Below are 25,720 nucleotides of genomic sequence, written 5' to 3'. Positions count from 1 at the left end.
CAAGTCGGGCAGACCGCTTAAGTCGTTCTGATACAGGAACAGATTCACCAGGCCTGTACAATTCGCTAATTCCGCGGGAACATCGCCCGTAAGATCGCACCTGGCCATAAATATGGTCCTCAGCTTGGTACAATTCCCTAATTCGGGAGGAATAGAACCAGACAACTGGCTGTTGTTGGTCAAGCCCAGATAGGTCAGCTCGGTCAAATTGCCGATCTCGGCAGGAACCGTCCCAACAAGGTTGTTCTCCAATAGGTCGATACCTGTGACCCTATTGTTCTTGGTTGAGATGCCGTGCCAGGAGGATACCGGCCCCGTTTTCCAGTTCGTGTTGTCGGTCCAGTTGTCCCCGCCCGTGGCGTCGTAAAGGGCTACCAGCGCAAGCGAGTCGGATGTTAAATATTGCGCATGAATTGCACCAGTCAATAATAATGATGTAAAAATTAAAATACGAGCCAGGCATTTGGTAAAGTATTGATTACTCATAATTCGCTGTTAAATGTTAGTATTTGAAATAGGGATACTTCGAACTTTTAGAAACAATGTTTCAAATGTATTACATCTTCGTTTTTGAAACAACTACCTTTTGATCACAAAACACATTTTTTGCATCTTGTAAAGATTAATGAATCTGACAGTTAAGTTTTTTTATATCAAAAATACTCTTCTGTGTCTACTTTGATCAAAGAGTGAAAATTATAGGTGAATGCCTACATTTCTTCAAATCACAACGACATATACACCCCTGATTATGTGTAATATAAAAAGAGTCGAGAAAACACCTCCCGACGCTTTAAAATAAATATACTTCATAATCTACATCTTCCTGCACCAACCGGTTATTTATTACAAAAGTAGTTTTAAAGAAACTCAGAAACACAATGGACAATTTACACTAAGCGATAAATGCCTGAATAACAGCGGACCCAACCTTACTTCCGGTTACATAATTGTTTTATATGGTCAAGAGAATAGCACATTGAAAATTCAAATTATATTATTTTCTTCATGTATGGATTATCCTCAAACCAGCTGTTCGGAATTAATACATCGGGCAAGGAAGGCGACTATGCTCATTTTAATTGTATTATCCATATTAGAGCCGGAAGGAAGACATAATCCACACTTAAACAATTTCTCCGACACTCCATTTAAGTAACTTTCATATTGATCAAAAACAGGTTGCAAATGCATAGGTTTCCATAATGGCCTGGTTTCGATATTTACTTTTTCCAATTCTTCCTGGATTTTCTCTCTACTTACACCTAACTTATCCTCATCAATTAAAATCGTTGTTAGCCATCTATTCGAAAAATAATTACCATCCGGTTCTTCCAGGAATTTTATGCCATCATATTTTGATAAGTTTGCCTTATAAAACTCAAAAATATCGCGCCTAGCCTTAACCCTATCATCAATTACTTCCATTTGTCCTCTGCCAACTCCTGCTAAAACATTACTCATCCTATAATTATAACCAATTTCGCTGTGTTGATAATGCGGTGCTTGATCCCTCGCCTGGGTTGCGAGGAATCTTGCTTTTTTTATTACTTCTTTATCATTCGACAGCAGTGCCCCCCCTCCCGATGTAGTAATAATCTTATTTCCGTTAAAAGAAAGAATGCTCATATCACCTATTGACCCCAAGGGTTTACCTTTATACTTGCTTCCAAGTGCCTCTGCCGCATCTTCAATGACCGGTATTTCATATTGATTGGCAACCGCCATTATCTCATCCATTTTTGCGGGCATTCCATAAAGATGAACTACAATAATGGCTTTGGGTAAAACCCATCCTTTTTCTCTTCTTTCCTTTAATGCCTGTTCCAGCAAATTTGGATCCATATTCCAGGTATCCAGTTCACTATCAATAAAAACAGGTTTTGCCCCCTGATATACGATAGGGTTAACTGAAGCGGAGAATGTAAAAGTAGACACCATTACCTCATCGCCAGTCTTGACTCCTAAGAGGATCAAGGCCAAGTGCAATGCCGCAGTACCTGCACTTAAAGCTGCGACATGTTTAACGGCACAATAATCAGCAAGAGTATCTTCAAATGCGTTGACATTGGGTCCTAAAGGAGCAATCCAATTCTGGTCGAATGCTTCCTTTATGTATTTTTGTTCATGCCCGGACATATGCGGGCTGGATAGGTAAATACGCTGATTACTCATATTAACGTGATTAGTAATTTATGATCGAAAGATAGTTTGAAAGATAATTTTAATATCACCCACAAAACTATTACCGTAGTAATAATCGAGGTTGATTTTAACCTTGTCAGGCCAAATTACCTCATCATTATATTTGACAGGATCAGTAACAGAAGAAAGCAGCTCTTCTTCATTTGCATATTTGAGCGATGCAGTGCCTGTGATTCCTGGCCTAAGCTCTAATATTTTACGTTCTTCGCCTTGAAGGTTTTTGTAATATTTCGGCATATCGGGTCTGGGGCCAACCAAACTCATATCTCCTATTAATACATTCCAAAGTTCCGGTAATTCGTCCAGTTTATATTTCCTCAGGACCGCCCCTAGAGGAGTAATTCGGTTCTCTCCCTTAACAGATACTGTATTACCACCATGCCCAACTGACATTGTCCTGAACTTAAATATGGTAAATAACTTGCCATGTCTTCCAACTCTTTTTTGGGTAAAGAGAACCGGACCTGGCATTTTAATTTTAATAACAATAGCTATTGAGATTAAAAGTGGCCAAATTAAACATAATCCAACAAATGATGCTAAAACATCAAATAACCTTTTCATCCTTTATTGTTTATTTCCGTTTATCTATACACAAATCTCTTTTTAACTCTATTTTTTAAAAATCTAATTAACTTTTGAGATTTCTGTCTGAATAATTTTTCTGTCGGCTTGTAAATACCATAATATATAACTTGTTTTCCTCCGAATTGAGCATAGAACCTATTTATCCCTTCTTTCATTGATCCTTCAAAATCGAAAATCATTGAAGTAGTTGCTGCATGTTTAATTCCTTCCCATAATAATAAAGTAGCGGCTCCTGAATTCTTATATTTGTAATCCGATCCTGAAATTAAATTATAAAATACCTTTTGATCATATATAAATAAAGTACCAGAATGCACATTCTTTTCTTTATCTATCGCAAATAAAAGCTTCCCTCCATTATTCTGCTTTGCAGAATAATAAATATCTTTAATTAAATCAACAGACCATGGTCTTTGCATCTTTTTTCTTCTAAAAGTGTTATCCACAAGTGAAATCAGCTTGTCAATATTATCGGATTCAACTATTTTTAATTTTTTAGAAGCACGTTCAATACTATTTTTTACGTTAGACGAAAACCCTGTATATATTGCATCTAAATTTGTTAAATCATTCAGTCGATAACTTACAAAAGGTGTAACCTTAAACCCCCTCCAATAAAAGGGCATAAAAAAAGTGTTATTGGAATTTAAACACAAACTTATACCCTTTTTACTTATTATTTCATCAATTAGCTTATTTAGAATTTTTTTTTGCTGCCTGTCATATTTATCATATTCCAGAATATCCTCTGAAATCCAAATCCCAAGGGTTTGCGTTAGCATAGGCATTATAATAGATTTACCTTTCTCAACAAACGCCCAACGAGCAACTATTTTACCTTCTTCTTTTATTACAACTTCTCTCCATTGATTAGGAGCAACCGTATTCAGCCACCAAGGCTGCTCAAATACACTATTCGCATATTCTGAAATATCCATACATTTCCTCAAACAACACCACTATAAATAATATGTAAATCTAATTTTCTTTTTCAACAAACTCCACTAATAGATAATTATTGCTAAGCTCTTTAAGCACTATCATAGATTGGTTTTTTTTATGCGCAGAAACAACAGCTTTATTATCTTTTGAAATAGTGGACAAACACCTAAAACCCATATTCCATGAAATACGATAAAGAATAGTGTTCATTACATTTCCTATACCTTTACCCCTATAATCCTTATCAATGAGTCGTCCGACAAAACATTTTCTGTTTGCGAAAAAACGAAGAAAAAAATAACCAACTAATTTTTCCTCACTAAAAACGCCCATCATTAAAAATGCCTTTTTACTAAATTGTTTCTTTATGGACTCTAAATCAAAACCATGAGGTTTAAAATACTTCAGGTCGATCTCATCTTGAGAATTAATTAGCTCATAAATTTGATTTGCATATTCAAAGTTTACCTCTTTAAAAATAAAAGTACCATTACTGACATTACCAAGAACTTCCCTGGTATTTACCTTTAATCTTTTCGAATATAATATATAAAACAAATAATCGTTTAAACTTTCGATGAGTTTCCATATAAAATGTAACCTGTGTTTAATATAAATTAGCAGCTTCTCCATTTATACATACTTTAAAAGTTCGCCTTTTAATCCGGTTTTTACAGGTAATTGCCAAAGTAGTTTACACCAGTTATGGTTTCCTTCAATTAATTCAGGCCCCTTATTGCTAATTGCAATATCCCATCCTATGGATTTATTTGAGGTATTGTGAAGCGCAGCATCTTCAACCATTTTTTTTGTTTCATCCCAATACGGAATATGAAATCCAATTATTTCTTTATTTGAAACAGGGTGAGTACGGCAATCAGCTTTGGTTATATCGCTATATACAGCACTGCCATTGATTACTCCAGTATTGTAATCTATAGGTGCTGCCAGATTACCGGCCGCCATATTGTCAACAGGAGAATTAACCGTAATTCTCAATCGGGCACCTAGAATATCAACTATTCCATTGTTTAACTGCGTAAAAATTCTAATTGTATTAAGGCCCGCAGGAGACAATTCCATTAAATCATCATGTTGAACCACAAATTCTTCAACCATATCATACTTGTTATCCTTCATATATTCAAAAAGTGAATTCGCAGTATATGCTGAACAATTTATGACTTCTACTTCAGCACCCACCTGCCCCATAGACCCTTTAAGAACCAGCTTACCGGAAGGATTTTCCAAAAGACTCTCTAACTTATTGTTATTTGTTTTAATTTCATTTATTGTGGTATAATTTCTTCTAATAAACTTATGATAACATTCTAAAAATTCTACTTTATTTTCTAAAACTGTACGACTCCTTTTGGGATTCATTTTCAACTGGTATTCATACATAAAACCAGAACCTGCCCACTTGCTCTTTTGGGCTTCGCTTAACTCAAAAAAACGAAATTGATAGTAATCTTTAATGGAAACGTTATATTTAAAAACATTGATGACAGATTCTTCCAATAACCGTAATCTACTTTTCCCACTATGGTGAGAAGCATAATCTGAAAATAACTTTCCCTTATTTAACTCACCGTTTTTGATATAATAAATTAAGTATACAAAGCGTTTTAATAGTTTCATTTCGACATTTTTAATAAATAGCTTTAAGATAACTGATAGACTACATTAATACCTTTTACCACATTAAAGAATTAAATAAGGTACCCTGAAATCTCTTTGCATGTTAAATGTGAATAGTTCGGTCACTTTCTTGGGATTAAATCTAACCAAATTACTATCGGTCTCCGCAAGAAAATGTCAAATACAGCGTTACACTTGTCATAAAACACTCATTGACACAAGTTATAAATCCGCAATTTGCATTAGAAATCCCCTTATGCAATTAAACCACTTCAAAAAAAGGTGTTTCATTGAGTTGCTTCAACACTCCAGAGCGGGTGATATGCTCCGTTTCAGTAACTCCATATTTTATGGAATTAAATGCTCATTACGTAACTCTAATACGTAATAATGAACGTTTTCCCCGTCATCACAAATCTTGTTCTTGATGCTTTCTTATCAAGCGTAAAAATCAATTAGTTTTTATGCTGGTACTAATTACATACACCTTTTATAAATTTCATATGCATTATTACTCGTATAATCTTGTGCGGCTAATAATGCATTTTCTTTATAAACAGCTCTTAAGTTTTTATCATTCTTCAATGTAAGAATAAATTCCTTCATAGATTCAACTTCATTTTTTTCAAAGGTTCTGCCCACTTTATGTTGGTTTATAAGTTCTGACACAGAGGATTTTTTTGAGGCGATAGCCAAAATTGGCACACTTGCAGTAAGTATATTATATGTTTTGCTAGGTACACTTATATCGGGCACCCTATCATCCAAAGTTACTACGGCAATATCCGGAACACAAAGAGATTCATATAATTCTTCATCTTTTCGAAAAGGTAGGAGCTTGCAGTTTTTAAGATTTTTTTTTACAATAAGTTCTTCAATAACGTTTTTCCTTTCTCCCCTTCCAATTATCAAAAAATCTATATCAGGATACTCTTTTAAACTTTCAGCGACCTCAACAACCGCCTCCACATTATGGGTCACACCAATGTTTCCAGAATACTGTACAATAAATTTACCTGTTAATCCTTCCCGTAAGATAATATTATTCGCTTCTTTTGCTACAGGTACTCTTCCTGTAAACGCCGACCAGTTTGGTATTACTTCTACCCTGGCCTCCGGTGCATATTTCATTACATCTTTCTTAAGTTGTTCGCTCAACGTTATTATTTTACGTGCTTTTGAGAACACCTTGAGGTTTTTCCCTGCCCACCAACTATAAAGAAAACCCTTCTCCGAGTGTCCCCTAATTTTAAGGGCGTCCGGGAATAGGTCATAAATCATAATACAATAAGGGGATTTAAACAAAAGAGATAATAAATAAGCTGTAGGTGGAATGGTATAATAAAACACTTCATAATTCCGGTACTTTGTCAAGAGCAACCAATAGATTTGAATTGTTCCTATCATCCAGCTAATGGCTTTTCGACGATTACTTCCTCTATCATATAAAGATATTTGAGAAACCACTACCTTTTCATGTAATTCAACATCTTGTACCCTAATACTTCCACATATCAAACCCACCTCCTGGTATTCTCTGGCAAATGCATTAATCACATCAATGGTCAAATATCCGGTTGCCTGATTTATAAATACAATTTTTTTACTTTGGTTAATTTTTGTTCCTCCCATTTTCACTCGCTAAATACTTTTCATATTTCTCAACCGCTTTAGCTGAGATACCTGAAGAGCGTATAATCTTTTTTACGCCTTCTGTTTGATCAAAATCCTGTACGGTATTATCATAATAGTCCTGTGTAATCAACCCCTGATCCAGCATTTGTCCGTAATAATATTTCTGTTCGTTATAACCTGAAATTTTATAATGAAAATACTGTCGAAGGGCATTCATATCGCAGTCTGCTCTCCAAAAAGAATTTCCGCTGATTGGAGCCTTTTGCCAGTTTAACTTTTTAAGTGTTTCAACCACTTCTGCTTCGTCATATTTTAAATAGTCGTAGAAAGGCTTTACGTAGTGAATACCATTCTTACTATACAAATCCTTTTGCTTATTAAAATAGTAATATTCCATTACCTGATCTCTTAGTACCTTTGGGTTTTTAACTAATGAAGGATTTCTTAAAACCAATCTCAAATACCCCAGTAAAAAATAGAACTTACCTTCTTTCCCTTTGGGATAATTTACAAGCTTCATTCTAAAATCGGTTGCTTCAAATGGCGTTAAACCGGTAACAACAACATTAATATTCTCTTTCTTCGCTGTTTCAATGACCAATTTTATCAATCCTAATCTACATCCCGTACAAAGTGTAATCAAGCTACCCTCGTCGGGTTTATTGATCCAGTTTTCGAGAAAGTGATTACCTGCTTTATTTAAATACTCATTTTCAATTACAAAATGTTTTTTGCTGTATTTTTCAGCAAACCCCGACACGTTTTCCAGCGTAGCCTTACTCATAAACTTATGCGTAAGTGTAAAGCTTGCCACTTTTAACTTAAGTACTTCCGACAAATAATAAAGTAAATAAGAACTATCCTTTCCTCCACTAAACATCAGTAAACAATCGTATTCGCTATTTTTACTCAACTTCTTAATAGTTGATACAAGTTTTTGTTCCATCTTTAGTTGGTTTTAGGTGAATTTAAAATCTTATTGTTTAATACATTAGTTCCTGAGAAAACCCAGCAAATGTTATTTGCTTAATTATGCTTTTTTAATTCAAAAAAACATCCATCAAATCTTTGACTGATTTTACAATTCTCTTGTTATAATCCTCGTATGGTTTTACCTTGAAATCCCTGTCAGGGTAGTTGCTCAATATCTCCGATAACTCTACTTCATCATAAGGTTTAAAATAAATACCAGCATCTTCAAGTTGCTCTATATTAACTGGTAAACTAGCTGCAATGACCGGAACCTGAAGCGAAATCGCATCCTCTATCACAGTACTCCATCCTTCGAACAAACTGGGTTGGATAATCGCTTGACAATGGTTCATAAGTTGCAGCTGGTCGTTACGCGGAATTAATCCTAAAAAATTAATCTGATCAGAAAGGTTATATTTCTCTATCAGCCCATGAAGTTCAGCTATATATGGCGAGTTGGTAGCCTGAGGAAAACTGCCCGTCATAGCCATATACTTTTTGATCCCCTTCTCATTTAATTTTGCTAAAGCAAGCAATAAAACTTTATGGTTTTTATGCTTATGGAACTGGTTAGATATCATAAAGTAATTTTGGGGCAGATTATATTTTTCTCTTAAATGTGATATCCCATTGTTTTCAAACCCATTATTTATGGATACAAAATGAAACACGTGGATCTTCAAATCTTTCCGGATTTTAAAGAACTTATTAAAATCATCTAACACAGCTTTACTGGATACAACCAGATCATTTGAGTTCCGAAGCATGAAATACAGTCGTACTGCTCTATGGATTAAAGTTTCCCTTGTAAAAAACTCCGGATAATATTTATGTTGCAAATCGGCATACCAAGCTACAATCTTTACTCCCGATTTACTTTTGACCGGGTAATTACGAGCAGGATAAACTGCATCAAGTTTATATTCTTTAACAAGGTCGTCTATAAAAACATTTTTCCTCTTTATCCAAGACCAAATAAAACCTTTAACTAAAGAAGGTGCATTGTGCTCTACGAGTTTTATATATGGATAATTCAGTTCAACGGTATGTTTCTTCAATGCTGAACTGTAAAAAACCACAATTTCCGGTTTATCCTTGTCTTTTAAATAATCAAAAGTCTTTATAATATTTATGATGTAGGTTATTCCTCCCATCCATGTGGGCTGAAAATTAAATAACACACCAATCTTTAGTCTTTTTGAATTAGGCGTAGCCATAATACGAGTTACAATTTACTTACGGTATAGATAATGTAAAAACACAATTTATTCTCTGCGAACCCAGTCGTAATAATCTTTAAGCCCATCTACCATCTTTATGGAAGCAGTATAACCTAACGAAGCCAAGCGTTGTATATCCGCTTTCCAATTCAAAGGATCTCCTTTTCTTGAATCACCGGAAAAGGAGTAATTTATATTATTTGGATAATTATTAAAAAAGATGGCTACCGCATCCTTGATCTTCACTTCTTCGCCATTGGCTACATTTACCACATCCGCCTTAAAAAAATCTGATTGGGCAACTAATTCTGTAGCTTTTGCCAAATCACTAACATGTATAAAATCCCTGGACTCCTCCCCTGTTCCGTATAAAATTATAGGTTCCCCTGTTTTCGTTTTCTTATTTAAATCCCAAAAAAGCTGCTTTTGCAGACCTGCCCCATAAACTGAGAAAATTCTTAACGAACATGTCTGTAACTTAAAAAAACTATAAAACTCCTCACATATTTGCTCAGCCTGCAGTTTATGAAAACCATATGGGGATAAAGGACTTCTCTTTGCCAGTTCTGTTATCGGAAGTTCCTCCGGGTTTCCATAAACAGCTGCACTGCCCAGGTTAATAAACTTACATTCCGGCTGGAATTGGTTGATGGCCGACAAAATTTTAAACACATTTACCGAGTTCAGATAATAATCCCGCATTGGGTTATTCAATGAGTCAGGCACGCTGGCAGCTCCTGAACAATTGATGCACAAGTCATATTTCTGATAATGAAATACGGTGTTAAAGTCTGACGTAGATGCGTCTATTAAAAAATATCGATCCACATCGGCATAATCAACAACGACATCAGCTTTCCAAACGTCATAATTTTTTTCCTGAAAATATTTTACAAGGTTTTGGCCAATAAAACCTTTAGAGCCAATAATAATTACCCGCATATAATTTATCAATTATTTGAATTACTGATAAAACTGTGAAATGAATCACAAATTTTCTCTTTTGTAAAATCCCGAATACTTTTTAACGCGTTAGCCCCCTGTTCAGCCCTAACTTCTTCATTATCCATTAGTAAGGAAAGCTTATTCTCGAAGGTGGATCGATCAAACAAAGGGACCAAAAAACCGTTATATCCATCTTTAATCATCTCCGAAGGTCCTGCAACGCAATCAAAAGCTACCACAGGCAAACCTGCCGACATAGCTTCCCCAATCACATTTGGAAATCCTTCGGAACTTGAAGTAAAGGCAAAAATTGAACTTTTTTGGTATAATTCTTCCACATGATCATGTTTTCCCGTAAAAATAACCCTATCACCCACCTTTAAATCCCTTGCCAATTTTTTTAAACGTTCCATATTTTGTTGTTTCAAGTGATCATATCCCACGATCATCAACTTCCAATCCGGTTTATTTATTTTTGCGAAAATCTCAATCAGGATATCCTGGTGTTTACTTTTTATCAGTCTTCCAACCATAATCACTATTTTCTCTTTTGCGGAAACATAATTAAGATGGGCGAACTCACGAATGGGATTACCTATCACTCCAATATTGCTATGTTTATTATTTCTCAGGTATATTTCCTTTGCTTTTTCAGTTTGCAGAATAATACCTTTTGCTGTAGGGTATAAGCATTTTCTTAAATAATCCTGAACTTTACCCAAGCTTTTATCAGGTTGACTTCTGTCTGAAACATATACCGGATACTTAAGACCGAGCATGGAAAGCAGCACAAAATTATTCCAATACTCGCCGAAACTAAGAACGGAATCCGGATCAATACGCTTTATTGAATTTCTTAGATATATCACTGTACGGATCGTGGAAATAAACCTCTTGTTATTATCGAATTTAAACGACGGTTTATGAAGAATTATATTGTCCGGTACTGAATAAAAAATCTCTCTATTAATACCATACAGTATCAAATGTGTTTCAACACTCTTTTTACCTGCAAAATAGGAAGCCAATTCCGACATTACCCTTTCCATACCTCCTGCTTGCAAGGAATGAATAACTAGACATATTTTTGATGTTTTATGATTAATATCCATCCTTATAAAGTTGAATTGATTTTTAAATGTCCTATAAAAGTCACAATTCAGCGTTAATAACTTTATTTTTTTTGACGGATGCTATAATATCTTCCACCATCCATCCATACATATCAAAACCGCCTTCATACCATGTCAAACTTTCATCCCAATATCCAGGACAAGGGTCATAACCTATAGGAGAGAAACCATAACTTACCTCTACCAGCAAAGGCTCACCATTTTTAAAAACATAATCAAAAGCAACACATTGCGTATTCATCTTTTTGGAGATATCGAACGATAACTGAATGGTACTTTCTTTGAACAATTCCTTATCATACTCAATAAACCCACTACCTGAAGCTCGAAAATCATGATCCCTAACCAGGCGTTTTATGGCCACTGCCTTGTCTCCTATCACAACAACACGTATATCATGATCGTTACCGGGGATAAAATCCTGAAACATGGCATAACCTTTTTCCCGGCCGGTTACCCTGGCATATTTTGTTGGATAAATTAATCGAATAAAACCTTTAACGACATCCCAAACTGAAGCTTTTCCAACCCTGAATTTCCTAATCCTTTCTTTTAAATTGCTCCATCCCTCATATTGCTTAAAACCCTTGCTAAAAGCCTTGGATACTAGTTTTTTAGCTTTCACTCCGGAACGCACCAGCTTCACATTATCCGATCCAGAACCATTACGTAACTTAAACACCGTTGGGAAGTATGCTGATTTTATCCATTCCTTGGCATCCTTGGGGGAATAAAATACGTGTGTTGCCGCATGGGGCAGCTCCAATGATTCAAAAAGGTATTTTTGAGCCAGTTTATCATCGAAATGCCAGGCTGTATGATAGTCTGGAAATACTTTTTTTCCGGAACATTGAACAGCATTTAATAACTGAATGGCAAATTTACTGTCTTTTGAATCTTTGTGATTAAAATGCCACATCAATGCATCACAGTCCTCCAATTGCTTAAGAATATCGCTTTGGTAGCAATTAACCACTTTGTAGTTAATCCTTTGGGCATCGCAGTATGCTATCCACCTGTCGCTGAAAGATCCCGGGGTATGGTGTATTGCAATCTTTGTCATAATATATTGTTTAAGTGCCTTTCCCAACCAATTGGAGGTTTAGCTTTTATTGAGTACGCGCACAAATCTTTTAAGGTTGACCTTTTCCCATTAATGGTCAGTATGCTGTTTCCTTCTTTATCACCCTCATATTCCCTGGCCAAAAGCGGAATCTTATTCGTGTCTAATTCCATCAAAACAGCCATTGCCCTATCATTAAGGAAGGAATTATTTGTAAAAGAAATGGCGCCTAAAGCTAACGGTTGTGGTTCCAGAGGCCCATCTCCTTGCCCTCCCACAATACCATCGCATAAACTGTAAATACGCCTGCATTTATCTTTCGACAGCGTACCGTCTATCCTCCCATACTCACCGACTTTATTAAGATCCATCACCATACGCCAGGTTGTATCGTTTCCATACCACCCCGCAGCCATCTGGTGTTCCTGCTGCGGCAACGAAAGTTTCCATAACAAAGAAGATAACTTTTGCCACATCCAAAACTGCTTTGTTCCTTGACGGCGGTTGGCTTTATCTAAAGCCAGTTCTGACCAATACCTTAACGGTGACTTTCCGGGGTAACAATCCCCCCCCATATTTTTACCGCCAATCCTATGATGCGGCAAAAAATCTTTATCACCGTTGATGCCCACTAGGTTTTTTATCGCCCCGGTTATCCCTGCCTTCTGGTGAGTTTTTACTTTTGGTAATGAAATAACTATGTCCGATTCAAAAAACTCCTTTGCAATGCAATATTTATGAACTCCCGGCGAATGTGCAGTTGACATACGTTCCGGGTCATAATTGGTTACCCTGAAATTATTATTATTGGTAGTAATTTCTTCCAGATAACTATCTTTACCTAAATCAAAAATTACATACTCCGATAATGATCTGATTCCGGATTCAGGATTGTTTCCTGACACTTGATAAGTCCTTCTCCTAAAATCCCTTACACTTACCGGAATTTGGTATTGCTTACTTTGTTCATTCACTTGCCATTTCAATTGCTCATGCACTACCTCATCCCATCGACAGCCCTGTATTGGGGCATCTCCAATAATAACTTTAGTTGGTTTACATTTAAGAATGATTTCCAATGTTGCCAATAAAAAATTATCGTGTGTGCGCAGACATATTTCGTCATCGGGATAATACGAATGCTTCACCCAGTTGGGTTTTAGCAGAACTGTTTTTCCCGCTATTTCGTTTTTAGACAAACCGGAATGAATACTTTCAGATATCAACCCTTGCAAACTGTCTTTATCATTATACAATTCGGACAAGTATTCGATTGTTCGGTTATTCTCTTCGTCAAAAACGGTTGTGATATGTAAGAAACGATCCATTAGTTTGATGCGCTCATTATTTTTCCCAGTTGGGCAGTTGTAATAAACTCGGCATCCGGCCAGTATTTTATGATACCAGAAAGTAGTTCTGACAACTGCTTAAGTCCATTATCACGATTTTCAGTACTCAATCCACCCACAAAATTAACTCTGTGCGTACTTATTATCGCGGGCTTCTTCCATCTAAAAGCCATTTTAATATCAAATAAACAGCTATCTACCCAATCTCTTCCATGTTGACCGGGTTCAAAAAGACAATTTCGGGTCATGTAGGTAATTCCACTTTTATGCTTTTGACCATGATAATGATAAACTTTTCTGTTTTCTCCATTACCTATCGGTTCAATCTGAACTTTAGATGCAGACCTGAATTTTATACCAGAACTAAACAACACGCTATTTAACTCATTATTAAACTGCCCATTAGGAGGCACAAAATAGTCTGCTTTATATCCTAATATGTCTTCAAAAAGTTTTATTCCTTCTTTTATTTGCTGACTATGGTATTCCAGGTCTTCTTTATGGTTTAACAAAAAAGCTGCCTGATAATCCACTTTAGGAAATGAGTCGGGCACAAATCCCCATAAACCTTCGTCAAAAGCAAGTTTCGTTTTTACATTCCCGCTGTTAAGGTCTCTTAACCAATCGGAAACATTCAAATGGTCGCGTCCATGCAATTGCGGCACAAACAGATCTTTTTCTATCCCTTCTTTCCAACTTTCAAGTGACTTTTCACAACCATTGTTGCGCTTTAGTGTTTCAGTAAATGGCTCGTAAAAATACGCTTTGTAATCTGCTTCTTTTATCTTCTCGAAATTTGGGTTGGCCATGATACAAACAGGAGTAAAAACGGCATTTTTGTTGTTCTTATCTTTAACTGAAGTTAGTACATCAAACAATCCTTCAAAGTCGTTTTTCGAAGCTAGGGTATCATTCAAATTAAAACGCTCGGCATCTGCGCTTCTTAAATCAAGACCATTACGCTCCAACTTATTAAACACGTCCAACGAAGGCATTCTTACACTGCCCCAATCATCTGATTCAATTACAATCAGCTTTCGCTTTGTACTCCATCCCGGTATATTAACTATATTACGAAACAGTTGCGATTTCGCTTTACGAATATCCATATATGTATTTATTGGTTACCATGCACCCCCTCAATTAATTTTCGTAAACCCGGTATTATTCAATACGACAATTTAGGTATACCTGAAAATAAAATTAGTAGGTAACACTTACTATATTTTTTTAATAGAAAAGTAATTCAGCCAAAGATATACCCGGGGCGAATACTGCCAGCCCAAGTCCTGGTAAGAAAAGCCACGAATTAATTACTTCCGATCCAATTCTGAATTGAACGGCTACATATAATGCCATCGGAAATAGTCCTGTTATTGTTAAAGGATGTATTTTTCTATCATGCATGCGTAGACTAAATAGAAACACGTACAAAGTTCCGAACAACAGGAAAATCATTTTAAATCTGTTTCCCAAAGAAGGAATACCCCCTCCAAAGTTTACAAAAGATATAAAAAGCAAGATAAAACTAAATAAATTCTTTTCCGCCGGCAAGCTTTTTTTTCTATTATACAAATAAATTATGGTTATTGCTACGACCAGATAATAGAAGATCATTTCATTACCTAGAGTTATAAACCATGGTTCATGCTGAGCATGTTCACTAACCCCTTGTATATATTCCTGGTTAGTATAGTTGTTAACCCTATTTTGAATTGATCCACTCACAGAAACAGAACCTAAATATGGAGTAAGAATATTGGGCACTACAAAAGACGCAAGGGCAAGCGGTATGTATATTATATTTTTGTTTCCTGCCAACATATATCCAATCAACACTGCATTTGCAGTGATATAACTCCAGTGAACCAAGCATGCTGCCAATGACAGAATAATATATCGTTTATCCTTATAAAGAACTACATGATAGGCACCATAAAAAAATACCCATGCTGCAGTCCACATTCTAACTCCATTTATAGTATTAACCGATAAAATGCACACAAAGAAAACTAGAAATATTTTGGCATTCCAACCTGAATTTAATCGGTAATCTTCGTACAATAGGTTAATCGATTTTAAGTAGAAATACCCAAACAATGCAGCATATGCGGCAAACAAAAAGCTATGGTGATTTGTAAAGCGTGAAACTATAAATGATATTAATGGTTCAACAATATCAACGGTATCTTCAGAACTATATAATCCTCCTACCAATTTAAATAGCTCGCTAAAGGGTAAAGTACCATTATAAAGGAATCTGTCTATGTAAGTACTTGAATCCATAAATTGATTACCGATCACGTATGAAAAACCATAATAAATGACAAATAGATAGACTATTCTTTTGGCATCTTTACTATTATAATTTGCTACTGCAGACATAAAACCTAAAAACGGCCATAAAAAAAACAAACCGTATAAATAACGTCTATCAATAGATCTTGTACCAATCATAAAAATATCTTAAACTAAACTTAAGAATTTATCCGCAACCAAACGAATATCGTATTTTGCTTTATCTATAACTCGTTGATCAGTGTAATCTTTATTTAGGAAAGCACTTACTTTATCCTCATCCAACGATGCTGAATTAAGGTTTAAAATTGGTCTTTCAGACAAAGCATAATCGATTAATTTACTAGGTATCGCTTTTATATTTTCTTCATTGTCGTGTATCGTATCCACATTTACCAGAAAATCGACTTTGCTCATTTCAAATATCAATGTCAGTCGGTCAATATATGGACGCACTTCAATTCTTTCACCCAGCATGCGTTTGTACTCCTGGTAATACGCATTCTGATTCGTATAAATAATAAAAAGGAAGTCCTGGTCATATTTTTTCAAAAATTCCATTAACTGGTTTAAGTCTCGAATGCCCGGTATTACTGACCCCGCAAACAAGAAAACTGGTTTTCCATGATCATTCCTATTCTTACTCAACTTTATCTCCCCAAAATCAAAGCCCTGAGGTATCTCAACCATCTTAGATTCAAACTGAGGATAAAACTGTGTTTTTAAGTCAATAAACGGGATTGAGACGAAATCACATTTGGTGCACCAATCCATTTCGTAAGACTTAAAATAAAAGGGTTTTCTAAAACTGTCAAAACGCGAGAACATGTACGGATCTCCACAATCAGCTACCCATTTTTTGGCAATACGGTGTTTTGGCGTTTGTACTTTAGCTGTTCCCCAATGCACTGGATGTGGCACGGCAAAAGATATCAGCAGGTCATATCCATTTTCCTTCTTAAGGAAACTTTTAACTTTATAAAGTTCTGTTATTGCAGGAAATTCAAATACAATTGATAATATCCTGTACAGACCTCTCATTATTATATCAAGGGCTTTAATACCTGTTAAGGGTACATTTAAAAACATGGAATTTTTCCACATCTTTAAATTAACCGGATGGTTTTTCAGAAAATCCACATAGTCAAATTCTCTTGACTTTGTAATAACCGTTACTTCATGACCTCGTTTGCTATATTCCTTCGCTAATTCAGTTGCCCTGAAACTGCGGGGAGATATTTCGGGATAGAACGAACTAGAAACGAGCAGTATTTTTTTCCTTTCTATCATTACCTGCTTTTAATCAATTTTATGCTATCATTTAAATGTAAAACCTTGTTATGCAATCTATAGGTTGATATTACAAAAACATTACAGCTGATCTTTTATAATACTACAACGAACTATTTATTCCTAATGATTCAGTATACAACTTATCATAACCATTCCAATATTCCCCATAGAAAGTGGTATTATGAAACAATATGGTTATGACCGAATTGTACTTCTTAGCTGTATGTATATATTCTTTAATTTTTCTAATCGCCTCACTGATACCGTATGACACTAAATTCCCATCCATAATGATTAACGGCCGCTCCCTTAATCTTAATTCTTTTTGCTCCAGAAAATCATAAACATTAAACACATCCCCTGTACCGCAACGAAAACCTTCATGATCAGCATACCCCATTGTGCTATCGATCTGCATATCATTCTTGTCCCATAATCTAAAAGTATCCGGAACCTTAAACATTAAGTAATGTTGCCTGCCTTCAATAATATCCCCTTGGCTTGTTTTTTCGAGCAGTTGTTTTTCGTAAGCCCATCGTTCCATATCATCGCATGTATAATAACCGGGATGAAATCCGATAATATGTCCTCTTTCCTTTATTTCTTTAATTTTTTGCTCAAAACGTTTTGTATAGACATAAAAATGATTGTCCGGCCATTTTTTTGAGTCTGATGACATAAAATAAAACCTTGATTTAACTCCTAACTTTTCACTTACTGTCATCATGAAATCAAAAGTGTCATAGGGGTTTTTATTATATGTTTTAAAGTAATTAAAATGTTTTTGGGCCAGTTTTATATTTCGTCGCTTTACGATGTCGCCAGCAATAATTTTAAAAATACCGGGATAATCCAACTGGTCAATATCGTGTGTTAGTACCAGTTCATACGATCTCTTTTTTCTTTCTCCTTTAAAGCCGGATTTAACCAATAAATTCCAAAGAAACTCCACATATTCGTTTACAACAGGTCGATGCAAAAAATTATTTTTGTAAGCGATACTATCTTTAGCCAAAAATCGCTGATGCTCATCCCTGTTTGTATTTACATATTCCTCCCATCGGGTCAGCATAAAGAAACAAGATGCAAAAATGTCGAGCTCGCAAATCACCTTGTTTTCCGTAACAGAAATATTGCCGGAACCATAGATGACCGGAATATCGTTCTCAAATGTAAACTTATTACTAGCATAAATTATTTCCGAGGGTAAAGACTCCTTTTTAAGATAAGATAAAGCCTCTGGGTATTGACCAAAAAAATAATCTTTAATGATAAGCTCACAATCATCAAACTTAAGAGAATAATGCTGGATATTTTCGTCATATACCAAATTAAAATCTATTCCAAGATAATCATTTAACAATGTTTTAAAAATATACCTTCTCTCTGATTCATTATTTTTTGGAACGACTACATTCACCATTTTTTATATGTCTACTGATAGTATAATTATTGACATCAACTTCTTATTCAATATTATTGAGATTTAGATGCTCTTTTTTTAAAATATGGGTCTAATAACCATCTATCTATTTTAAGATAAAACGCCAAAACCAAAACGCCAAAATATGGCGAAATATTAAATGGCCTCCCACAAATGAGATGATCCCCTTTGCATCCTTCCAAATTTAATTTTTCGATACCATTAACTTTTAGATCATTTATTGCTTCCTTAATCTTGAACCATGACTTTGAAGTGACAGCAGAAGATAAAGCGAGAATTACAAACTGCGCCACAGGTCCATTTACAAATTTTTTCTGTTCCAAACTGAGAAAGTCCTTCTCCTGCAATTCTTTTAGGTAAACCGCTGCTAAATTGAATCCTCTTCTTACTCTATCTGTTGTAAATTGATTTGAACGAGTGGCGGAACCAGCTCTCTCAACTGAAGTATACAATTCTTGTTTTACAAAAATACAACGTTCAGCTAAACAATGTAGTGTACCCAAAAAGGCTTCATCTTGATTCAAAACAACATTCTGCGGATATCGCAAATTATATTTTCTTAAAAAAGCGTTTTCGATAATTATCCCGATAACGAATCCTCCAAACAACTGCCCTTTTTTATGTGTTATGTCATAGCCTTCAATTCCGGAATATACTTTTCCTATGTATTGATCAAATTTCTTTAACGTTTCAACTTTTCCTGTAGCGTCTTGAATTGAATAAGCCGGAATTGCCATTTGCACCTTTTTTTCTTCCACTTCTTCCATCATTTCGCCCAATAAATTTTCATGTATCCAATCATCAGGGTCAACGAATAATACGTATTTACCTTTGGCAGAATCAATACCTTTATTTCGAGCCATGGATACACCTTGGTTTTTTTGATTTATCAAGATAATATTATCAAATTCTTTTTGAAGTTTAGCAACGACATCTGCACTGTTATCCGGGGAACCATCGTTTACACATATAATCTCAAACTCTTCTTTATCTAAATTTTGATTTTCAATGCTTCTGACACAATGCTCAACATATGGAGCAACATTATACATGGGTAAAATAACGGAAAGTTTCAAATTGCTATTCATAACAAAGTTATATTATTGGTTTCCAAATTTCTTATGTAAAAAGATTTGTAAACTTTTCATATTTAGCATTAATAAAGAAAGGCTCACTCTTGTTTTAATAGGTAAACTTGCTGTAATGAGATAATGGAACAAAGAAAAACCTAATTTCTTTCTTATAAAATAATTATATACATATTGGTTCTTGAGATTGGAATTGACTGAGACATCAAAATATCTAATTATTAACCTATTTATCGCATCCTTGGTCAATATTTTTTTGGCGAATTTAGAAGTAGCCACATCTTTTGCCAGTTTCATGGTATAATCATATCTATAAACCGTCTGTCGTAATTCTTTTGCGCTTCTGGTAGTGGTTATACTGTTATCTCTAATTATATAGTAATATTTTGCTTCTGATGTTCTTACATATTTAAGTGGCATCAACGCAAATCGCATATTCACATAACAATCCTGATGTATTCTGCCTAGTGGGAATCGAATATTATGCCAAAGTTCACTCCTATACACTTTAGTTACCAGACCTGGTTTCATTCTAGCCGCAAAAAACTCTTTAAAAATAAAATCACCATCGCCGTAAACAATTGGTTCATCTAATCCACTTTTTTTTAACTGATTACCATTTACCCAATAAAACTGACTATCCGCAATATCCGCATCATACTCTTTTATCAATCCCATCAAACGGGCAAACATATCCGGGGCAATCCTATCGTCTGCATCCACCCATCCAATATAATCACCTGTAACAACATCCAATCCTGCATTCCTGGCAGAACTGGCTCCTCCATTCTTCTTATGAATTACTTTAACCCTTTGATCTTTTTGCGCATATTTCTGGCAAATAACGCCACTATTATCCGGAGAACCGTCATTTACCAAGATTAGCTCAAAATCCTTAAACGTTTGACAAAGTATACTTTGCACACATTCATCTAAATATCTCTCTGCCTTATAAACGGGCACAATAATACTTAAGGACGACTTGTCTATGGCAACATTCTCATTCATAACCTATCTAATCCGTTAATTTGCAAAAACACTATTCTTTATAGCAATCAATGTAATTCTTGTCTTTCTTCTCAACAAAGTGAAAAAAGCATAAATTGCAAAGAATATAACTGCAGTAAAAATATGACCTAAGTTTTCATTATTGAATTTAAGTTCCATTGATAAATAACCTAAAATACCAGCAATAAGTCCGGCAAAAAGAGGACCTGCTATTGATTCCAGAACTAACCTTACCCTTACTGGGGTATCTTTGAAACCAAAATAGATCAATGGAATCATATTCAAGAAGCTTGCAGCAGAATAGGCCCCAGCAACACCTGTAGCTCCAAAATTAACACCAACCAAAAACGCGACGGATGTAATAGAAATGGTAACAAATGTAAGATTCATATATCTTTTAGACAATCCTTGACTCAGCATGACAAGCCCAGGGGCACCAGATATGGCCACAAATATTCCTCCAATAGACAATACTTTAAATATAGGAATTGCATCCTGCCATTTAGGACCAAGTAGTGTATTAATTAAAAACTCACTTTCTAAAAAACAATAAATCGTGATTGGCAGTGTCAACGATATACTTATATCCAGAAGTTGTCGAAAATAATTCCTGTATCTATCCGGATCATTTTTTAAATTGCACATGACCGGCATTGATAATGTAGTAAGCGGACCTCTAATTTGTGCTAACGGTTGCGTCAATAAGGTAAACGCCCTGGTATAAACCCCTAAAGCAGCTGCTCCAATCACCTTTCCGATCAACACTTTATCTAAATTACGCGCAATATAGCCAACAATGTAACTTCCCGTAATATGGCCACCAAACATCATCATTTTTTTCACACCCGTACCTCTCACCAATTTACCGGGAACCCATGGACATACATAGATAGTAAGAAATAACATAGTAAAAGCCCTGGCAATTCCACCTCCAATGATTGCCCAATATCTATATCCTCCATAAGCCATTACAATTGCCACGACCAGGCTACTCACGTGAGCAATAATATCGACTATTGCAATACTGGTAAATTTAAGATGCCTTTGCAACAAGGCATTATGTTGAATGGTAAGCCCTTGAACAATAAATGAAATTGATATGGCAGACGTTACAAGTGTTAACTCAGGTTCATTGTAAAATGTTGCTACCAATGGGGATGATAAAATTATAACAACACCTAAACCAATACTAATTAAACAATTAAACCAAAACAGGTTACTGATCAAATCTCTACTGATAGTATCCTGTTGGATAGTTGCTGTAGATAGCCCTGCATCTTTAAACAAAACCATGAAATTGATAAATACAGTAACCATACCAACAATTCCGAAATCTGACGGCGATAGTAAACGAGCTAAGACAATTGTATTTAATAAACTTAGTCCAAAACTAGATCCCTGAGAAATCATTAGCGCCATACTTCCTTTTACCGCGGCCTTCTTTAATCCATTTTTATCAAAGCCACTATCGAAAACTTCAAAAGGCTTTAGCCTCAGTTTATTTAACACGCTCATAATCCCATACCAGCTTCTCCTGCTCCATTTTATAGATAAATTTAATTTTACTCAAACCTCAAATTTTTTTCAATATCTTTACCTATCAATACCTTTGATCCTTTCTCTTTAATAAGTCATAAACTCCCAATGTTTGTAAAACTTTCATTCTTGCCAGTAAAAACCGAAGTTTTATATAACCAAGCATTGCATAAGCTGTATTAGATATTGAGATGTTTAATTCCACCTTAAATGTATTAATTCCTTTGCCAAAGAAAAGTGGTAAAGAAGTATTATTCAGAACATTTTTAATATTTCCCTCATGGATTATCTCTAGCCACATGGGTTTGTTCCTATTATCCAGATAGACAACCTCCCCTGTTTCATCAATATGATAATGATTATAAGTTAATACTGTTTGTATCCCTGCCGTATTTAATCTTTCAACCCTTGAGATATAATGATTATTTTTTGAAAGCTTACGGGCTAAAACGTTTGTTTTAATATCATACTGTAGACCATAAATAAAACTTATAAATATGTCCTTTTGCTTAACAAATTGCTTCTGCACATCCCCAATATAATCCTTATGGAACGAATCATCGTTATCAATCCTACTGGTTATTACATATTCTGTGTCTTCATCAAAATATTTAATCATTTGTCTATTAAATTCCTTCTTGATCGTAGCATAATCTCCATTCTCCATAAAGAATGGCTTAAACTGGGGAAACTCCATCTCATACTTTTTTATTCTTTCTAAGAATCTTTCCGGAGTATCAATATCAAACAATACAAACCATATAAATTCTTTACAACTCTGGTTTATTAAGGATGGCAAACAATATTTTTCAAAAAGATAAAACCTTTCCTCCAGCCACTCATCTGTTAAAACAGGATTATTGTTTTTATCCATGGTAGCAAAACCATCTAGCTTAATATTAAAACGTGTTAATACGAAGTGTTTATACATTTGTATTTATTAATGAAGATGTACTATTAGAAAAAGTATAACCTAAATCAGAAATTTGTCACTTGAAAAGGGCAAGCACCACATTTTTTTCATTATTTCTTAAGATATCCATAGCGTTTGCCGTATCCATACTTTTGTCCATTCAACACAACATCATTTAAAACCAAAGCGAGTTTATTTAAATGTTTTGCACCAAACTCTGACAGCACGCCATACATAGTATCCTTTAATGTATACTTAATTCTAACGATTAACAACGTAGCATCTGCATAAGGTGTTAGATGATGTGTGTCTGAAATTAGTCCCAAAGGAGCAGTATCCACAACAATATATTCAAATTTTGTCTTGAGACTCTCAAAGAGTTTCTTTGCAGCATCAGAAGCAGCTAGCTCGGCAGGGTTGGGAGGTATGGGGCCGGAGGAAATGACAGATAAATTTTCATAGGCTGTCTCTTGTATTATATCGTCAAGTTTATCTTTACCGATCAAAAAGGTAGAAACTCCCTTATTATTGTTTAAATTTAATTCCTCATTAAATTTGGGGTTTCTTAAGTCGAAACCTACTAATACAGTCTTTTTATTTAATAAACTATAAACAGAAGCTAAATTTACAGAGCTAACCGTTTTTCCCTCTCCTGGCATAGATGACGTGATCAAGATTACAGGATTGTGCGTATCTTTTGTGATAAATTGTAATTTCGACCGCATCAGTCGGTAAGCTTCCGCAACTGCAGAGTCTCTATTATCCAGAACTTCTCTTAATGGGTTACTTTTTATCTTAGGAATGTTGCCTACTATTGGAATATCTCCATAAACTTCTAAATCTTCTTCCCTAATGCGATTATTTAATAGATATCTAAGAAATATTATCAAAAATGGAACGACAGATCCCAATAAAAGGGCCATAAACAAAATCAGATTGGGATTAGGTGCAACAATTTCACTATATAAAACGCTAGCTGGGTCTACTACCTCGTTACCCGGCCTATTTGAAGCCTTTTGCATTTGTAATTCAGACCTCTTTTCCAACAGAAAAGTATATAATTCATCATTCAATTTAAACTTACGTTCAATACCTAATAATTGACGTTCCGTTTCGGGCAAAGCACTCGCTTGAGAATTGACCCTGGCGATTCGTGACTGGTTTTCAGTTTGTGCAAGATTATTAGCTCTTCGTAATCCATTAAGGGTTTCCATTAACTCTTGCTTTTTGCTATTTACCCTTTGACCTAACAAATTTTGTAATGGATTTTTCTCACCTCCTCCGGTTCCTGATAATTCCTCCTGTAAATCTGCTAATTCTGTTACCAGACCGGTAAGCGCATCGTCTGTAATCCCCATACTAATTGGTAAAGGCAATTCTCCTGAAATATTTCTTTCCAAATAATCTGCCAGATAATCGTAATAGTTTGCTTCTAGGTTAAGCCTTGCCTTTTCATTCTCCAGATTTGTAAGCTGATCAATGATAACCTGACCTTGTGCCGATAAATCCATAACCCGGTTTAGTGAGCGAAACTGTTGTAGTTGCTTTTCCGTTATCACCAAGGAATCTGATATTCCAACTAGTTGATCGTCGATAAATTGAATCCTCCTATTGGCCTCTAGATTTTTCTTTTCTAATGACAACGCCTGAAAAACTTCGGTCAGTCTATTTAAAAAATCAACATCCCGTTGCCGGTTGGTACTTTTTAAACTTATATTTAAAATGGTCCCGGAATTTGATAAAATTCCTACTTCCAATCGTCTATTAAAATTACGTACTAACCTCTCTGAGCTATGAATAGTAAACCCAAAATTAACATCCTTATTTGACTCAAACCATTCCTTATTATTACACTCAAGCTTAATACTACCTTCGGCAAATTCGACGTCTTGACCAAATGAAGCCTGAAAGTTATATTGGTTCTGTTCTGAAACTAAACTATATTGATTATCACCTAAATAAGTGATGACATATTCCAGATTACGAGCTAAGGGGTTTGTTCCTTTATAAACCAATTTTGCAGGGATATCTTTATTAAATGGAACGTTGTTCCCTTTTGATATGTAATAATATTCTATTTCAAAATCAAGACTTTTAAGTACCCTTGCAGTAAGTTCCCGAGAAGTAAGTATCTTAATTTGATTATCCAGATTCCTCATACCTCCTGATAAACCCAGACCTTGCAATAATTCTTCATTATTCCCAGATCCGCGATCATCAACTTCATCGATCAACACAGAGGTTGACACTTGATACACGGGCAGTATAATAGAAATGTAAAAATGGGCGCCCACTACAGCTAAAGGAATTGTTATTAAAAAAACATACCAATTCTTCAATATTAATTTTACGATTATACTGGGATCAATACCCACTTCCCGAAAAAATACTCTTTCTTGATTTCCTTTAATTTCTTTATTCTTATACTTCATTAACAATATTACCTT

General features: G+C 35.1%; 22 protein-coding genes. All 22 read right to left on the bottom strand.

Annotated features, from left to right (window positions below):
• A partial coding sequence (locus tag ACRD64_RS15045; protein ID WP_430934272.1) for a hypothetical protein occupies positions 1 to 486 on the bottom strand: 486 nt, incomplete at its 3' end.
• 537 nt (positions 487 to 1,023) lie between these two features.
• Entirely contained in the window at positions 1,024 to 2,175 is a 1,152-nt protein-coding gene (locus ACRD64_RS15040) for an aminotransferase class I/II-fold pyridoxal phosphate-dependent enzyme (protein ID WP_430934271.1), read from the bottom strand.
• 18 nt (positions 2,176 to 2,193) lie between these two features.
• On the bottom strand, positions 2,194 to 2,769 hold the full coding sequence (locus ACRD64_RS15035; protein ID WP_430934270.1) for a sugar transferase: 576 nt from the start codon (positions 2,767 to 2,769) through the stop codon (positions 2,194 to 2,196).
• 20 nt (positions 2,770 to 2,789) lie between these two features.
• Positions 2,790 to 3,731, bottom strand: coding sequence for a GNAT family N-acetyltransferase (locus ACRD64_RS15030; RefSeq protein ID WP_430934269.1), 942 nt, complete (start codon positions 3,729 to 3,731; stop codon positions 2,790 to 2,792).
• A gap of 40 nt (positions 3,732 to 3,771) precedes the next feature.
• Entirely contained in the window at positions 3,772 to 4,368 is a 597-nt protein-coding gene (locus tag ACRD64_RS15025; RefSeq protein ID WP_430934268.1) for a GNAT family N-acetyltransferase, read from the bottom strand.
• Entirely contained in the window at positions 4,369 to 5,376 is a 1,008-nt protein-coding gene (locus tag ACRD64_RS15020) for a sugar-transfer associated ATP-grasp domain-containing protein (protein WP_430934267.1), read from the bottom strand.
• A gap of 477 nt (positions 5,377 to 5,853) precedes the next feature.
• Positions 5,854 to 7,008 carry a glycosyltransferase family 4 protein gene (locus ACRD64_RS15015; protein WP_430934266.1) on the bottom strand — a complete coding sequence of 385 codons (1,155 nt, stop codon included), beginning with the start codon at positions 7,006 to 7,008 and terminating at the stop codon, positions 5,854 to 5,856.
• The gene (locus ACRD64_RS15010; protein WP_430934265.1) at positions 6,989 to 7,957 is read right to left on the bottom strand and encodes a hypothetical protein; all 969 of its coding nucleotides are present in this window, start codon (positions 7,955 to 7,957) and stop codon (positions 6,989 to 6,991) included. Before ACRD64_RS15010 ends, ACRD64_RS15015 begins: the two co-directional genes overlap by 20 nt.
• 94 nt (positions 7,958 to 8,051) lie before the next feature.
• A complete protein-coding gene (locus ACRD64_RS15005; protein WP_430934264.1) occupies positions 8,052 to 9,200 on the bottom strand; it encodes a glycosyltransferase family 4 protein in 1,149 nt (382 codons plus the stop codon).
• A gap of 48 nt (positions 9,201 to 9,248) precedes the next feature.
• Complete coding sequence (locus tag ACRD64_RS15000; RefSeq protein ID WP_430934263.1) at positions 9,249 to 10,145, bottom strand: NAD-dependent epimerase/dehydratase family protein; 897 nt, start codon at positions 10,143 to 10,145, stop codon at positions 9,249 to 9,251.
• Positions 10,146 to 10,153: 8 nt separating this feature from the next.
• On the bottom strand, positions 10,154 to 11,260 hold the full coding sequence (locus tag ACRD64_RS14995; protein WP_430934262.1) for a glycosyltransferase family 4 protein: 1,107 nt from the start codon (positions 11,258 to 11,260) through the stop codon (positions 10,154 to 10,156).
• A 40-nt stretch (positions 11,261 to 11,300) separates the two neighbouring features.
• Entirely contained in the window at positions 11,301 to 12,344 is a 1,044-nt protein-coding gene (locus ACRD64_RS14990) for an ATP-grasp domain-containing protein (protein ID WP_430934261.1), read from the bottom strand.
• On the bottom strand, positions 12,341 to 13,672 hold the full coding sequence (locus ACRD64_RS14985) for a DUF362 domain-containing protein (RefSeq protein ID WP_430934260.1): 1,332 nt from the start codon (positions 13,670 to 13,672) through the stop codon (positions 12,341 to 12,343). Before ACRD64_RS14985 ends, ACRD64_RS14990 begins: the two co-directional genes overlap by 4 nt.
• Positions 13,672 to 14,802: a hypothetical protein gene (locus ACRD64_RS14980; RefSeq protein WP_430934259.1), complete on the bottom strand. Its 1,131-nt coding sequence runs from the start codon at positions 14,800 to 14,802 to the stop codon at positions 13,672 to 13,674. Before ACRD64_RS14980 ends, ACRD64_RS14985 begins: the two co-directional genes overlap by 1 nt.
• A 121-nt stretch (positions 14,803 to 14,923) precedes the next feature.
• The gene (locus ACRD64_RS14975) at positions 14,924 to 16,150 is read right to left on the bottom strand and encodes an EpsG family protein (protein ID WP_430934258.1); all 1,227 of its coding nucleotides are present in this window, start codon (positions 16,148 to 16,150) and stop codon (positions 14,924 to 14,926) included.
• A gap of 9 nt (positions 16,151 to 16,159) precedes the next feature.
• Positions 16,160 to 17,281 (bottom strand): hypothetical protein, encoded by a 1,122-nt coding sequence (locus ACRD64_RS14970; protein WP_430934257.1) that lies wholly within the window; start codon positions 17,279 to 17,281, stop codon positions 16,160 to 16,162.
• Positions 17,282 to 17,384: 103 nt separating this feature from the next.
• Positions 17,385 to 18,707 carry a polysaccharide deacetylase family protein gene (locus ACRD64_RS14965; protein WP_430934256.1) on the bottom strand — a complete coding sequence of 441 codons (1,323 nt, stop codon included), beginning with the start codon at positions 18,705 to 18,707 and terminating at the stop codon, positions 17,385 to 17,387.
• A gap of 53 nt (positions 18,708 to 18,760) precedes the next feature.
• The gene (locus ACRD64_RS14960; RefSeq protein ID WP_430934255.1) at positions 18,761 to 19,816 is read right to left on the bottom strand and encodes a glycosyltransferase; all 1,056 of its coding nucleotides are present in this window, start codon (positions 19,814 to 19,816) and stop codon (positions 18,761 to 18,763) included.
• Positions 19,817 to 19,828: 12 nt separating this feature from the next.
• Positions 19,829 to 20,824 carry a glycosyltransferase family 2 protein gene (locus ACRD64_RS14955; RefSeq protein WP_430934254.1) on the bottom strand — a complete coding sequence of 332 codons (996 nt, stop codon included), beginning with the start codon at positions 20,822 to 20,824 and terminating at the stop codon, positions 19,829 to 19,831.
• A gap of 15 nt (positions 20,825 to 20,839) precedes the next feature.
• Entirely contained in the window at positions 20,840 to 22,339 is a 1,500-nt protein-coding gene (locus ACRD64_RS14950) for a lipopolysaccharide biosynthesis protein (RefSeq protein ID WP_430934253.1), read from the bottom strand.
• 85 nt (positions 22,340 to 22,424) lie between these two features.
• Positions 22,425 to 23,291, bottom strand: a complete 867-nt coding sequence (locus ACRD64_RS14945) for a glycosyltransferase (protein ID WP_430934252.1) — start codon at positions 23,289 to 23,291, stop codon at positions 22,425 to 22,427.
• Positions 23,292 to 23,383: 92 nt separating this feature from the next.
• Positions 23,384 to 25,705, bottom strand: a complete 2,322-nt coding sequence (locus ACRD64_RS14940) for a GumC family protein (RefSeq protein WP_430934251.1) — start codon at positions 25,703 to 25,705, stop codon at positions 23,384 to 23,386.
• Positions 25,706 to 25,720: the final 15 nt, after the last annotated feature.

This window comes from Saccharicrinis sp. 156, assembly GCF_050589685.1.
GTDB lineage: Bacteria > Bacteroidota > Bacteroidia > Bacteroidales > Marinilabiliaceae > Saccharicrinis.
This window is presented reverse-complemented; position numbering and strand designations above follow the sequence as displayed.